This window comes from Luminiphilus syltensis NOR5-1B (genome assembly GCF_000158175.1).
Classification (GTDB): domain Bacteria; phylum Pseudomonadota; class Gammaproteobacteria; order Pseudomonadales; family Halieaceae; genus Luminiphilus; species Luminiphilus syltensis.
Map to the genome: position 1 here is coordinate 1,184,884 of NZ_DS999411.1, position 13,048 is coordinate 1,197,931.

Below are 13,048 nucleotides of genomic sequence, written 5' to 3' on the forward strand. Positions count from 1 at the left end.
GCCAGGCTATAGGCTTCAGCCAGCCAGCGTATCGAGCCCGTAAGTGGTTTTGCTGGGCAGGTCCGGCAATTCTCGGGCCAGCTTGGGTAGCAGGTACCCGGGTAGTTTTGCCGCCATTTGCCGATAGATCGCCAGTGCCTGTTCGTCGGCCACGGCAAAGTGACCGACACCGGCAACCGGGTCGAGCAGGTGCAGGTAATAGGGCAAAACGCCTGCCTCAAACAGGCGTTCACTCAGTGCAATCAGTACCGCCGGGTCATCGTTGACCCCGGCGAGGAGCACGCTTTGGTTCAGCAGTGTCAGGGAGGCCGGTCGCCAGCGCTGTAGTCGCTCTGTCAGCCCGGCATCGATTTCCGCCGGATGGTTGCCATGCAGTACCAGGCTGGTCGATAACCGCGAGGCATCCAGTCGTTCGGCCAGCGCCTCGGTCAGTCGGTCGGGGAGCACCACCGGCAGTCGCGAGTGGATGCGCAGCCGCGATAAGTGACCTAGCGACTCGAGGCGGTCAATAAGCCTACCCAGAGCAGCGTCATCGAGTATGAGCGGATCGCCGCCGCTGAGGATGACCTCGGTGACTTCAGGCTGCGAGGCCAGATAATCCATAGCCCGATCGAGGGCGCCCTCGTCCAGACGATTATCGGCATAGGGAAAGTGACGCCTGAAGCAGTAGCGGCAATGCACCGCGCAGGCCGCGGTGGGCATCAGTAATAGTCGACCCTGATACTTATGAACAATACCGGGAGTCGGGTTGGCATCGCGCTCCTGTAGCGGATCCTCAACATAGCCGGGCACATGCTGTTGCTCCGCCGATACCGCCAGTACCTGCCTGAGTAGCGGATCATTGGGGTCACCCGGGCGCATACGATCGATAAAGCTTTGGGGTGCGCGCACGGGAAAATCCTGCGCCGCCCGCTCCGCGTCCTCGCCACGGGTTTTAGGTTCCCCGTGTTCAACGTCAGCCGGGGTCAGATTCAGGCTGTCGAGCAGGGCACTAACCGAGCGCACCGCGTTGCGCAGCTGGGTCTGCCAGGGTGCGGACTCCCGGGCGAGCAGGGCGTCCGCCGCCAGCGCGGTTTTTGCGGTCATTAAACGCCGAGCTTGTCGCGCAGGCTGTAAAACAGCATACCCGCCACGAGTCCTGGCCAACGCAGCAGCGTACCGCCCGGAAAGCGGTGGGTAGGCACGGCGGCCATCCGATCGAAATCGGTGGTATCGCCGTGAATGGCGTTGGCCAGTAATTTGCCCGCCAGGGTCGCCGTGGGCACTCCATGGCCTGAGAATCCGTGGGCATAAAACACGTTATGCCCCAGCCGGCCGAAATCGGGCATGCGATTCATGGTAATGCCGAGTGTGCCGCCCCAGCCGTAATCGATACGCGTATCCGCGAGCTCGGGGTAGATCTTGAGCATGTAGGGGCGAACAAAATTTTTGATGTCGGCGGGGAATTGCTTGGTATAAGTCTCGCCGCCACCAAAAATGATGCGATTGTCGGCCGAGCGCTTCCAGTAGTTGATGACAAACAGTGTGTCCGACATCGATGTATTGTCTTTGATCAGACGCTCGCACACCGCATCGGGCAAAGGCTCGGTGGCGATGACAAAATTGTTGATCGGCATGATGTTACCGGCGATTCGCGGTTCGAGCGTGCCGAGATAGCCGTTACAACCCAGCACCATTTTTTGGGCCTTTACGCTGCCCGAGTCGGTGCGGATACTGACGAGGGGCCCTTCTTCGTAACCGAGCACGCGGCTGCCCTCATGAATCTTGACCCCCAATTCGGCGGCGACTCGCGCCAGACCGGCGGCGTATTTCAGGGGGTGCAAATGCCGGGAGCCCCAATCGAGCGTGCCGCCGTGACAGCCCCGGGCGCTGGTGCGCTCGGCGACCTGTTCCTTGTTGAGGTAGGCAATCTGGTCGTAACCGTAATGATCGCGCAGGTGGGCAACTTCCTCTTCAAGCTCGGCGGCGTGACCGGCACGGGAGGCGACGTGCAGGCAGCCGTGGCCCCATTCACAGTCGATCCCGTGGGTATCGATCAGTTCCCCTACCAGTGACACGGCGTCGAGGCCCAGTTGCCACAGGTCCTTGGCTGCGCTTTCCCCCACCCATTTTTCCAGATCGTCCTGGCCGGCACGCTGGCCGGTACCCACATGACCGCCATTGCGGCCCGAGGCACCCCAACCGACGCGATTGGCCTCGAGAAGCGTGACCTGGTAACCGAGCTTGCGCAGGTGGATGGCGCTCGACAGGCCGGTATAGCCACCGCCTATGACGCAAACGTCGGTGCTCACCTCCCCCGAAAGGGGTGGAAAATCGGACAGGTCTGCGGTTGACGCCGCATACCAGGAGTCGGGATGCTGTTCGTAAGTGGTCATGAGCGTATTATGCCGCTTGCCGGTGGCCTTGTGCCAACCCATACTGAAAGTGACCAGGTGGACACGACGAAAAGTGACTAATTATGAGTAGCGATGAAAGTGGCAGTGCCACCGATAGTGACGGCATTACGGTTTATTTCCCCGAAGATACCTTCGACAGCGATCTGATCCCGGTGGGTGACACCGAAGCCATCTCGAAATGGCTCGAGGAGCACAAGATCTCGGAGGTCGAGTGTCTGGTGCCCGATGTCACCGGCAATGCACGGGGCAAATTCATCCCCGCCTATCAGTTTATTACCGAGCGGGACCACAAGCTCCCCGAGAGCATCATGGTCCAGACCGTCACCGGTGAGTACACCGATGACCACTGGGATTTTGTCGAGCCCACCGACACCGACATGATTCTGCGCCCGGATGCGAGCACTCTGCGCATGGTGCCCTGGGCCCGGGAACCGACCGCCCAGGTGATCGCCGATTGCTACAAGCCCAACGGCGATCCGCACCCGCTGTCCAGCCGCAATGTACTGCGCTATGTGCTGTCGCTCTACGAGGAGGCCGGTCTCAAACCCATTCTTGCACCGGAGGTGGAGTTTTATCTGGTGCACAAAAATACCGATCCGGATTACGAGCTGATTCCCCCCAAGGGCCGCTCGGGGCGTCGGGAATCGGCGCGCCTTTCTTACAGCATCGATGCCGTGGCGGAATTCGAGGACTTCGTCGAAGACATGTACGACTACGCCGATGCCCAGGAATTGAACCTCGATACCCTGATTCACGAGAACGGCGCGGCGCAGATGGAGGTGAACTTCAATCACGGCGATCCGCTGAGCCTTGCCGACCAGGTGTTTGCCTTCAAACGCACCGTCCGCGAGACCGCGCTGCAGCACGACATGTACGCCACCTTTATGGCGCGGCCGATGCAGAAAGAGCCGGGCAGTGCACTACACCTGCACCAGAGCGTTATTGATATCGCCACCGGGAAGAATATTTTCTGCAGCGAAGCCGGCAAGCCCACCGCGGCGATGATGCACTTTATCGGCGGTCTTCAACGTTACACCCCCGAGTTGATCAGTTTTTACGCGCCCAACGTCAATTCTTACCGTCGCTTGGCACCGGATATTTCAGCGCCGATCAACCTGAGCTGGGGCTTTGACAACCGAACCACCGCGTTCCGGGTGCCCAACAGCGATGCTGCCAATCTGCGTATCGAGAACCGCTTCCCCGGCGCCGACGCCAACCCCTATCTGGCCATTACGGCATCGCTGGCGAGTGGTCTTCTGGGGATGCGCCAGAAGCTCGACCCGACACCGCCACATCGTGGCACGGCTAACGACGATGCCGTTGTCCTCGCGCGAACCCTCGAGGAAGGCGTGCGACGACTCAACGATACCCCCGAGCTGCAGGCCATGATTGGCGAGTTGTTTATGCGTGCTTATGCCGCCGTGAAGCTCGATGAGTTTGAAGAATTCAACCGGGTGATCAGCCGCTGGGAACGCGAGCACCTGCTGCTACAGGTATAACCATGACGAGCGACAGCGAAACGATTTCCCCCTGGGCACCCGGAGGCTGGCGCCACCGCACTTTTCAGGCGGTAAAATATTTCGTCTATCTGGCGCTGGGCTTTAATATCTACCTGTTTTTGCAGCAGGAGACGGCCACGGCCGCCCACAGTGGCAGCAGTGAATGGACCGTGACGTCGGTCATCGCCATGTTCTCGGCCACTATCGATACCATCGCCTGGGTTGTGCTGCTGCTGTTGTTTGAGCTGGAGACCGCGGTGCTTCCCGACGAAAAACTGGTCGGCGGCACCAAGTTGAGTATCCACACGGTTCGTCTGTTATGCGGCCTTCTAATTATTTTCGCCGCCTTCGGCTACTACGCGGAGTGGATAGCGCTGTTGGACGGGTCCCCTATTGTCGGCAGTGCCTGCGAACTTGTCGGCCAGGACTGGTCGCTGATGCTAAAGTTCGACGATTTTGCCGAGCTATCGGCCACGAATTGCGACGGCACGGCGATGGTCAATCTGACCAATCTCGATCAGGTGGTCGCCAGTGAATTCACTCACGATGCGGCAAAAATGCTGGCGTCGGTGGATCTGATCAATGCGGCGGCCTGGATACTGATTGTCATCATGCTCGAAATAGAGGTGCGCCTGCAGCTCAAGGGTGGCGTACCCGCGCGCGTATTGCCGGTGATGAATACCGCAAAAATAGTGCTGTATGGAACGCTGTTATGGGCGGCGGTGTACTGGGGTTTCCGCGGTGATTTTCTCGATTTCTGGGATGCGGCGTTGTGGCTGTTTGCGTTTGTGTTTATCGAACTCAATGTATTCGAGTGGCAAAACGAGATAGGCGCGAAAAGCCACGAGGAGATTACCGACTGACCTTTCGCCGCTGGGGTCGGGCGATGGCCTAACGCTCAGAGGTCGTCAAAGTCGAAGTCGTAATCACCCAGCTCTTCGCGGAGGCGCAAGGCTTCCAACCGCGCTTCGGCACGACGACGTTTGACGGCGAGCTCCGCCTGCTCCGATCGCCCCGAAGCGGTCACCACCTCTTCGAATTCATCCTCGAGCATCTCGCCCACTGTGACGTCGAAGAAGTCGTCAAACGCGTCTTCGTTCGACGCTTCCTGTTTACGCTCACCCATAAATCACCTCCCGATGATTCAGAACAAGTCCACGCCGACAAAACCCTGTCAGCCCTAATCGCGAGTTAGCGCCGAGTCGTGCGCTATGGCTACGATTATTTTGGAATTGCGTCGATGATTTTTAATAACTATTAAAAAATATGGCGGCCCGCCGACAGAAAGCCCTCCCTGGCCACGGATGGAGTTGATCCGCGTCTGTTACCGAATCCCTCGGTGCGGCGGGCCGCCACCCTGGGGATTGCAAACGCCGTGCCAGAAACTAGGGCACGAGTTTTTGCGGGCTCGGCGGGTATTCACCGGCAGGGTTCGCGGAATGGACGCGTCCAGCGAGGGTTATTGGGCGTCCACCAGCGCGGTGATCTGTCCAGCGAGCGTCTCGGCGGGGGTGTTGTCTACATCCACGGTGATATCGGCGTACTGCTCGTAGAGCGGAATACGCTCGCTGTAAATATCAGCCAGGGTTTCGTCGGCGCCCGAGGCAATGCCGCGGTCGGGAGCGAGGGAGATTCGGTATTCCACGGTCACGTAGGTGGCGCGCAGGTAGACCACGGTGGAGACTTTTTTCAGGCGCTCCATGGCGGTGGGGCTATAGACCACCGAGCCGCCGGTCGAGATCACGCTGGGGCCGATGGGCATATCGAGCAGCACCTGTTCTTCGATACGGCGCAGGTTGTGGTGATCGCTGGCGGCAATGATCTCGGCGAGGGTGGCGTGCTCCCGGGTCTGGATCAGCAAATCGGTGTCGATGAACTCGAGCCCGAGACGTTTCGCCAGCAAAACGCCTACCGTACTTTTGCCGCTGCCGGGAAACCCAATCAGGCTAATCACGTGGTCGCTGCTCATCTCTGTCTCCGTTTGCCAGTCGTCACTCTAGCGCGGCGCTTGTTCTCGGGCCAGCCACTGCGCAGAATAGGCGCCGATTCAGGAGATGCCCATGACCTTGCTGCAAACCCCTTTAACGCCGTTACACCGTGAACTCGGTGCCAAACTGGTGCCCTTCGCCGGCTACGAAATGCCGGTGCAGTTCAGTGACGGTATCCTCAAGGAGCATCGGCACACCCGCGAAGCGGCGGGTTTGTTCGACGTCAGCCACATGGGGCAGGTGGTGATCCGCGGTGATGTCGCTACCGCCGAGCTTGAAGCGCTCGTGCCCGCAGACCTCGCGGCGCTGCCAGACCATCACGCGGTGTATTCGCTGCTGCTCAATCAAGAGGGCGGCGTGCTTGATGATCTGATCATCACCCGTTGGGCCGACGACAGCTTTTTTCTGGTGGTCAACGCCGACTGCAAGGTAGCCGACGTGGACCATCTGCGGGCGCACCTGCCGGGATGCTCGCTGGAGGTGCTCGAGAATCGCGCACTGCTCGCGGTGCAGGGTCCGCGGGCCCGGGAGGTGCTGTCTGCATTGTGCCCCGACGCGGCCGAGCTTGTATTTATGACCGGCGTTGAGGCGGCTATCGATGGTGTCCCGGTTTATGTGTCGTGTTGCGGCTACACCGGGGAAGACGGCTTTGAACTGTCGATCCCGGCGGCGGAGGCGGAGCGTTTGGCGACATTACTGCTCGATCAGCCGGGGGTCGCACCGATTGGTCTCGGCGCCCGGGACTCGCTGCGTCTCGAGGCCGGGTTATGTCTGTACGGCCACGAGTTGAGCGCCAGCATTACTCCGATTCAGGCGGGTCTCAAATGGGCCATCGCCAAAGCCCGACGCGTCGATGGCGCGCGACCCGGTGGCTATCCCGGCGCCCAGATCATCAACCGCCAGTGGCGGGAGGGGATCGGCGAACGCCGGGTCGGGTTGCGGGTGAAAGGCAAACGCCCGGTGCGCGACGGCCAGCTGGTGTGCGACCAGAGCGGCCAGGCTATCGGTCGCATCAGTTCGTCGGCCTTTGGCGCCAGCGTGGGTGCGCCCATAGCGATGGCGTTTGTCGCGGTCGACCACGCCACCGCGGGGACCCTGGTGCAGGTCGACGTGCGGGGGAAGATAGTGATGGCGGAAGTGGTTCCGATGCCCTTTGTGCCCCCGCGCTATTACCGGGGATAAGCGGGCCCTTGGGTCTTGTTCAGTGCGCCCAGGCGCGGTCGGCGCGAAACTGCTGCGACAGATACTCCATCTGATCCGCCATCACCCGATCTTTGGCGAGAAAGTGCCATTCGTGGGAGTTGGGTCTGAACGGTACCGCAAGCAGGGGCATCCCGGCCTCTTCCGGGGTGCGGTTGTCTTTGGCCCAGTTGCAGCGCCGACAGGCGGCCACCACGTTTTCCCAGCGATTATCACCGCCGCGGGAGACCGGTAGAACATGGTCGCGGGTCAGCTCGCTGCGTGAAAACTGCTGGCCACAGTAGAGGCAGCGATGGTCATCGCGGCGAAACAGGGTTCGGTTGCACAAAGGGGGTGTAAAACCACCGCGGACGCGGCCATCGATGGCAATAATGGGTTGCAAAACGATCTGCGAGCGCTCGCCGCTGCAGCGTTGAATACCACCGTAGACGGGCGGCAGTGCGTCGCCGATGCCAAAGAGGACATCGCCTCGGGCATAGGCCGTCACGGCTTCGTGCAGGGTAAGCCAGCCTCGGGGCTGACCAGCCACATCCAATTTCAGGATTGCGTGCATCGGTCTCGCTCGTCCGGTTTTGCTTAAGCTACTGAAAAACGCAGGCTGTGACAATTACTCTTGCCCATTCCAGCACAAGTAGAGTAATTGGGCCATAAACACAGGCCAGTTGATGGGTCTTCAAGGTTCGTTTTTGCCGCCAATCTGTTATAAACGCTGTGCTTGTTTGCTCTGACTACGAACATAACAACAGGTGGGTAAACAGCAGCGAGTGAGGAAGGCGTGAATTGCCGATGTTTTACAATCGGCAACACACGTTGCCAACGCTCGTCGACCGTAGGTCCCCAAAGCGGCGTAATCCGCGAAACACGATGCAGTGACAGGAGTTTCCCCGATGTCCCATGGTAAGCCTCGGCTTGCACGATCCACTCTCAGCGTATGCCTCGGTGCGGCGCTGCTAACCCCGGTGGTTCAGGCTCAGGATACGCGGCGCGGCTCGTCGGCAGTATTGCTCGAGGAAGTCGTGGTCACTGCGCGCAAGCGTGAAGAGAGCGGCCAGGACGTGCCGATTGCCATCAGCGCTTTCAATAGCGAACAGCTCGATGCCCTCAAGGTGCGCAATCTCACTGACCTCGCGGTGGGCATGCCCAATGTGGTGCTGGACGAGGTTGGGACCTGGCGCGGCTACGCCAACTTTTCGATCCGGGGGCTCGCCCTCAACAGCGGCATTCCCTCCATCGACCCGACGGTGGGGGTACTGGTCGATGGCGTCTATCTGGGCAGCAGTGTTGGGGTGGTGTTCGATACCTTTGATCTGGAAAGTATCGAGGTCCTGCGCGGACCCCAGGGTACGCTGTTTGGCAGGAATGTCACCGCCGGCGCGGTACTACTGAATACCCGGGCGCCCGATGCCGAGTTTGGCTTCAAGGCCAGGGGGTCTTACGAGGTGCCTACCGAGGAGGGCGGTGGCGGCAGTTCCATAGTCCAGGCTGTGATCACGGGCGGTCTCACGGACACGATCGCGGCAAAACTGGCGGTTTACGTAAACGACGACGAGGGTGCGCTGGAGAATCAGTTCGACGGATCGAATCATGGTGCCTACGAGCAGCTGCTGCTGCGCCCCTCCATCGCCTGGCGACCCACCGACACCCTTGAGTTGATCGCCCGTTACGAGTATCAGGATGTGGATGCCGACGGTCCGTCGGGCCAGACCCACACCAACGGCTCGGGGGTTCCCGGGGCGACGATCAATTTTGATCGCGACAGCTTTGGTTTCAGCATCGACAACCCCGGCTATTCGCGACAGAGCGCTGACTTTTTCAATCTGACCGCCAACTGGGACGTGTGGGGCGGCACCGTGACCAATGTCTTTGGTGTGCGCTCACTGGAGATGGAGACCGATGCGGACATCGACTCCCAGCCGCGGGTATTCTTCAATTCGGATACCACCACTCAACACGAGCAAATCTCCAACGAACTGCGTTACAACGGCCGTTTACTCGACGACCGGCTCGAGCTCACCACCGGTGTCTTCCTGTTCGAAAGCGAGCTCAAGTATGACGAGGATCGGCTGATCGGTGGCACCCGTACCCCCGATGGCATCGTCCCCGGGTCTACCCAGGAGGGTGGCGGGATTCTCGATGTCCGCAGTCTGGGTGTGTTTGTCTCCGGCGATTATGACCTCACTGATAAACTGACGCTGTCCGCAGGACTGCGCTGGACCAAAGAGGAAAAAGACGCCCAGGTGGCGACCGTCTCGGCCAACGTCAATAACCCCTGTTACATCGGCAAACCGCGACCGGGGCAGGGTGAGTGTATTTACGATTTCACCGATGATGAATCCTGGAGCTTTGTCTCGCCCCGTCTGGGCGCCCAGTACGCCCTTGATGACCAGCGCCGGGTTTACGCCCACTGGTCGGTGGGCTATCGCTCGGGCAGTTATAACCTGCGCAATACCGAGTTTCCGATCGTCTTTGGCCCCGGCCCCTTTGACGAGGAGAAGGTCGATAACTTCGAGATCGGTTACAAGTCGGAGTGGGCCCGAGGCCAGCTGAACGTGGGCGCGTTTTTCAGCAAGGTCAAGGACATGCAGCGCGAGGTGAACCTGCCCAGCCCGACGTCGGTGGTGCTACAGCTGATTCAGAACACGGCGGATGCGGATATCTACGGCGTCGAGGCGGAGGGTACGTTTGCGGTAACCGACAGTTTTACCCTCAAAGCATCGCTGGGCTATCTGGACGCTGAATACACGGCGGTGGCCTTTGATATCAATGGCGACGGCGTGGTTGATGATGCCGACAAAGGCCTGCGCCTGCCCCGCGCGCCTGACCTGACCTGGAGTCTGAGTGGTATCTACGACATCGATTTCGGCAGTCACGGCTACCTCTCTTCACGGGTAAGCTATGGCTACCGGGATGACACCGCCTACACCGATAACAACCTCGGGTTCATCCTCGAACAGGAAATCCTTGATGTTGCCCTCGACTTCCATACCGGCGATGGACACTGGATCCTGTCGTTATTTGGTCGCAACCTCCTGAACACGGTGCGCCATGGCAACGACACCCAGCTGCCGTCGTCGCTCGGTGGCACCTTCGCTCCACTGGGCAGGCCGGCGACGGTGGGGGTGCAGGCGAGTTATACGCTCTGATTGACCGGGCGGGGCGTCTGCGGCTGCTACGGAGTCATTCGCGAAACCCTTGCGAGACTGCACTTGATGGAACCAGTATCAGACTGAATGGCAGCTGCTGACGGCCAACCCTGCGTTCTTTTCGCCGGCGAGGCAGCCGGTAGTCCTTTGAGCTGCTCGCGTATCTCCAGCAGGGTCAGCGCACTGTCGTAGTCGCTCGACGACGCCCAAAGGGCTCCCCGCTCTCCCACCTCGCAAGTGCGAAACCGGGACAGTGTTTTTACCCAGCCATGATCCAACCACCAGGGTGGCTCGTCCGGGCAGGCTACGAAATCAAAAAAAGGGGTGATGGATCTCTCGATCCACCACCCCTTGATTACTGCAGGTGTCAGAAGTTGTAAGTCAACTGCGCCTGAATGGTTTTGGGGACGCCGGCGAAACCAATGAGGTCGGCATGGGTGCCCGGGCCACCGGCCGGGTTACGGCTGCCGGCGGACTCGAGCACACCGTTGACCACCACCTCGTTACCAAGGTTTTTACCCATCAGTTTGAGTTCCCACCGGTCGTCGACGCCCCTGAGATAGACGGCAGCATTGGTCATGATAAAGCTGTCGCGACCGGCGAAAGGATTGCCCAGCGCTGACGCGGTGTAGTCGTCGCTGTAGAGCGCATCAAAGGCAACGCCCCAACCCATGCCGTTGGCCAGTTCACCGTCGTAGGTGAAGCCCAGCGAGCCGCTCCACTCCGGCGCCATACCGGTGGGCTGACCACTGATATCCTGCCCGGGTTTGCTCGCGGCAATGCCGGGCAACTCTGCGTTACAGCCGGTTTCCACGGTCTGGCCCTCCCAGCAGGGGGCGATGAAGTCGTCGTACTCGGCTTGGTTGTAGGCTACCAGACCGCGAACTACGAGTCCGGGGAGGGCATACGGCGCATATTCAAAGTCCACTTCGACACCTTCAGACGTGGCCTCACCGGCGTTGAGGGTGATGAAGACAATCGCCGCGGAGTCGAAGTAGTCCAGCTGCAGGTCTTCGTAGGTGTACTGGTAAACAGAGGCGTTCAGGCGCAGCTGGTTATCCATCAGCGTCGATTTCACACCGACCTCGAAGCCCTCACCGGTCTCCGGTTCGAAGGTGAAGTCGGACACGGAGTTTTGGTTCTCGAAGCTCAGCACAGCGCCGTTGGAGAAGCCGCCAGACTTGTAAGCGGTTTTGTAGGCCGCATACAGGTTGACGTTATCCGTTGCCTGCCAGCTGACGGTGAGCTCCGGGGTAACCTCGTCGAAGCTCTGGTCCGCCTCAAGCCGACCTTCGGCCCAGCCCAGCGCACCCTGACCCGAGGGATGAACATAAGGCTGTTCGAAGAACGAATCTTTGGTCTCGTCGACGTAGCGGGCACCACCGGAGATCGTTACGGTATCGGTGATGTCATAGACCAGCTCAAAATACGCGGACATTGTCTCGCCGTCGGTGACGCTCTGCTTGTTGTACGTCGTGTATTCGAGCCCCGGGGGTGCAGCGTCATTGAATGAGGCAAAGCCAAAGGTCACCCACTGGTTAAAGTCGCGCTCGGTCTCCTGATAGTACAGACCCAGCATGAAGTTGAAGGGCCCGTCGAACTGGCTGTTCAGGCGCAGTTCTTCCGACCACGCCTCCCAGGTGGCGTGCTCGGTGGCGAAAATGCCGTTGTCGACGTTGGCGAAGTCACCGGGCAGGGCCCAGTTGTTTTCGTTCTCCTGAATATTGGTGACAGAATTCAGGGCGAGATTATCGGTGAGCTGATAGTCGAGCTCGAGGTTGATTGAATAGCTGTCGTACTCGTTGTACAGATCGCCGTTGGAGCGGGCGAAGGGCATTTCCGCCGCCAGCGTTGCCGGCATTCGGTTGTGGGCAACGGCAAAATTATCGCCACATTCAAACCCCGAGCCATTTTGACCTGCGGGGAAAAACCCGTTGTTACACTCAAACGGAATGTTGTTGTAGGCCGAGTTGAGGATTTCTACATCGGTGTACTGGGCGGTCAGCAGGGCACTCAGGCTGCTGTCGTTATCGTAGGCGAGCGCGAGACGTGCGATGACCTCCTCTTCCTGGGGCATATTCCGGGTATCGCCCGGAACGACCTCGGTCAACACGGGTGTAAACGTGGGGTCGAGGTAGGTGTAGGTTTTGTCGACGGCGTTGTTGCTGTAATAGCCATCGTTCATGTCCGACCAGCGCAACGCGGCCCGGTAACTCCAGTTGTCGCTGATGGGGCCGGAGAGAATACCTTCGATGCGGGTCTGCTCGGTTTCGAATTCGTAACCCGCGCGCAAAGTACCCTCAAACTCGTCGGTGGGGCGTGCAGTGCGCAGCGAGATTACGCCGGCGGTAGCGTTCTTGCCGTAGAACAGGGTTTGCGGCCCTTTGAGGACCTCGACCTGGGCGAGGTCGAACATCCCCTCGTTGAGTACCCGTCCCTGACCGTAGTAGGCGCCGTTCAGAATCACGGACACCGACTGTTCTATCCCGATACTGGTGGCACTCGAGGCACCAATACCGCGCATCGTGATCTGGGCACCGGAGCCGTTGGATACCCGCGCCACATACAGGTTGGGCGTGGCCGCCTGCAGCCGTTCGATACTCGTTAAATCAAACTTTTCCAGACGCTCCCGGGAAAAGGCCTGCATGGTGAGCGGGGCGTCCTGAAGGCTCTCCTCACGCTTTCGCGCGGTGACCACGATCTCTTCGAGACCACCTGCGGCCTGCTCTTGAGCGAAGGTGGGTGTGGCGCCAATGCAGGTTGCCGCAATGGCTGCGGACACGGCTATGCCGAGAGTTCTCTGCTTCATGAATATATCCTCT

The 13,048-nt window shown here is 59.9% G+C and carries 10 protein-coding genes; 4 read left to right on the top strand and 6 right to left on the bottom strand.

Features of this window, described 5'->3' with window-relative positions:
• Positions 1-15 precede the first annotated feature (15 nt).
• Together epmB and NOR51B_RS05340 are read right to left on the bottom strand one after the other, a co-directional pair.
• Positions 16-1,086 carry an EF-P beta-lysylation protein EpmB gene (gene epmB, locus NOR51B_RS05335; protein WP_009020822.1) on the bottom strand — a complete coding sequence of 357 codons (1,071 nt, stop codon included), beginning with the start codon at positions 1,084-1,086 and terminating at the stop codon, positions 16-18.
• Entirely contained in the window at positions 1,086-2,417 is a 1,332-nt protein-coding gene (locus tag NOR51B_RS05340) for an NAD(P)/FAD-dependent oxidoreductase (RefSeq protein ID WP_009020993.1), read from the bottom strand. The genes epmB and NOR51B_RS05340 overlap by 1 nt, the downstream gene beginning before the upstream one ends.
• A 41-nt stretch (positions 2,418-2,458) precedes the next feature.
• Between NOR51B_RS05340 and NOR51B_RS05345 the strand changes: the two genes are divergently transcribed.
• Together NOR51B_RS05345 and NOR51B_RS05350 are read left to right on the top strand one after the other, a co-directional pair.
• The gene (locus NOR51B_RS05345) at positions 2,459-3,895 is read left to right on the top strand and encodes a glutamine synthetase family protein (RefSeq protein ID WP_009019945.1); all 1,437 of its coding nucleotides are present in this window, start codon (positions 2,459-2,461) and stop codon (positions 3,893-3,895) included.
• Positions 3,896-3,897: 2 nt separating this feature from the next.
• Positions 3,898-4,758: a hypothetical protein gene (locus NOR51B_RS05350; protein WP_009020162.1), complete on the top strand. Its 861-nt coding sequence runs from the start codon at positions 3,898-3,900 to the stop codon at positions 4,756-4,758.
• A 35-nt stretch (positions 4,759-4,793) separates the two neighbouring features.
• Here the strand turns inward: NOR51B_RS05350 and NOR51B_RS05355 are convergent, their stop codons facing one another.
• Complete coding sequence (locus NOR51B_RS05355) at positions 4,794-5,021, bottom strand: PA3496 family putative envelope integrity protein (RefSeq protein WP_009019475.1); 228 nt, start codon at positions 5,019-5,021, stop codon at positions 4,794-4,796.
• A gap of 333 nt (positions 5,022-5,354) precedes the next feature.
• On the bottom strand, positions 5,355-5,864 hold the full coding sequence (locus NOR51B_RS05360; protein ID WP_009019866.1) for a shikimate kinase: 510 nt from the start codon (positions 5,862-5,864) through the stop codon (positions 5,355-5,357).
• Between the two features lie 85 nt (positions 5,865-5,949).
• On the opposite strand from NOR51B_RS05360, the gene gcvT reads away from it, so the two are divergent.
• Positions 5,950-7,065: a glycine cleavage system aminomethyltransferase GcvT gene (gcvT, locus tag NOR51B_RS05365; RefSeq protein ID WP_009021307.1), complete on the top strand. Its 1,116-nt coding sequence runs from the start codon at positions 5,950-5,952 to the stop codon at positions 7,063-7,065.
• 19 nt (positions 7,066-7,084) lie between these two features.
• Here gcvT and NOR51B_RS05370 read toward each other — a convergent pair whose 3' ends face one another.
• Positions 7,085-7,636 (bottom strand): HNH endonuclease, encoded by a 552-nt coding sequence (locus tag NOR51B_RS05370; RefSeq protein ID WP_009020782.1) that lies wholly within the window; start codon positions 7,634-7,636, stop codon positions 7,085-7,087.
• 334 nt (positions 7,637-7,970) lie between these two features.
• Between NOR51B_RS05370 and NOR51B_RS05375 the strand changes: the two genes are divergently transcribed.
• Positions 7,971-10,226, top strand: a complete 2,256-nt coding sequence (locus tag NOR51B_RS05375; RefSeq protein WP_009021124.1) for a TonB-dependent receptor — start codon at positions 7,971-7,973, stop codon at positions 10,224-10,226.
• A 367-nt stretch (positions 10,227-10,593) separates the two neighbouring features.
• Here the strand turns inward: NOR51B_RS05375 and NOR51B_RS05380 are convergent, their stop codons facing one another.
• Positions 10,594-13,035, bottom strand: a complete 2,442-nt coding sequence (locus NOR51B_RS05380) for a TonB-dependent receptor (RefSeq protein WP_040481817.1) — start codon at positions 13,033-13,035, stop codon at positions 10,594-10,596.
• Positions 13,036-13,048 lie beyond the last annotated feature (13 nt).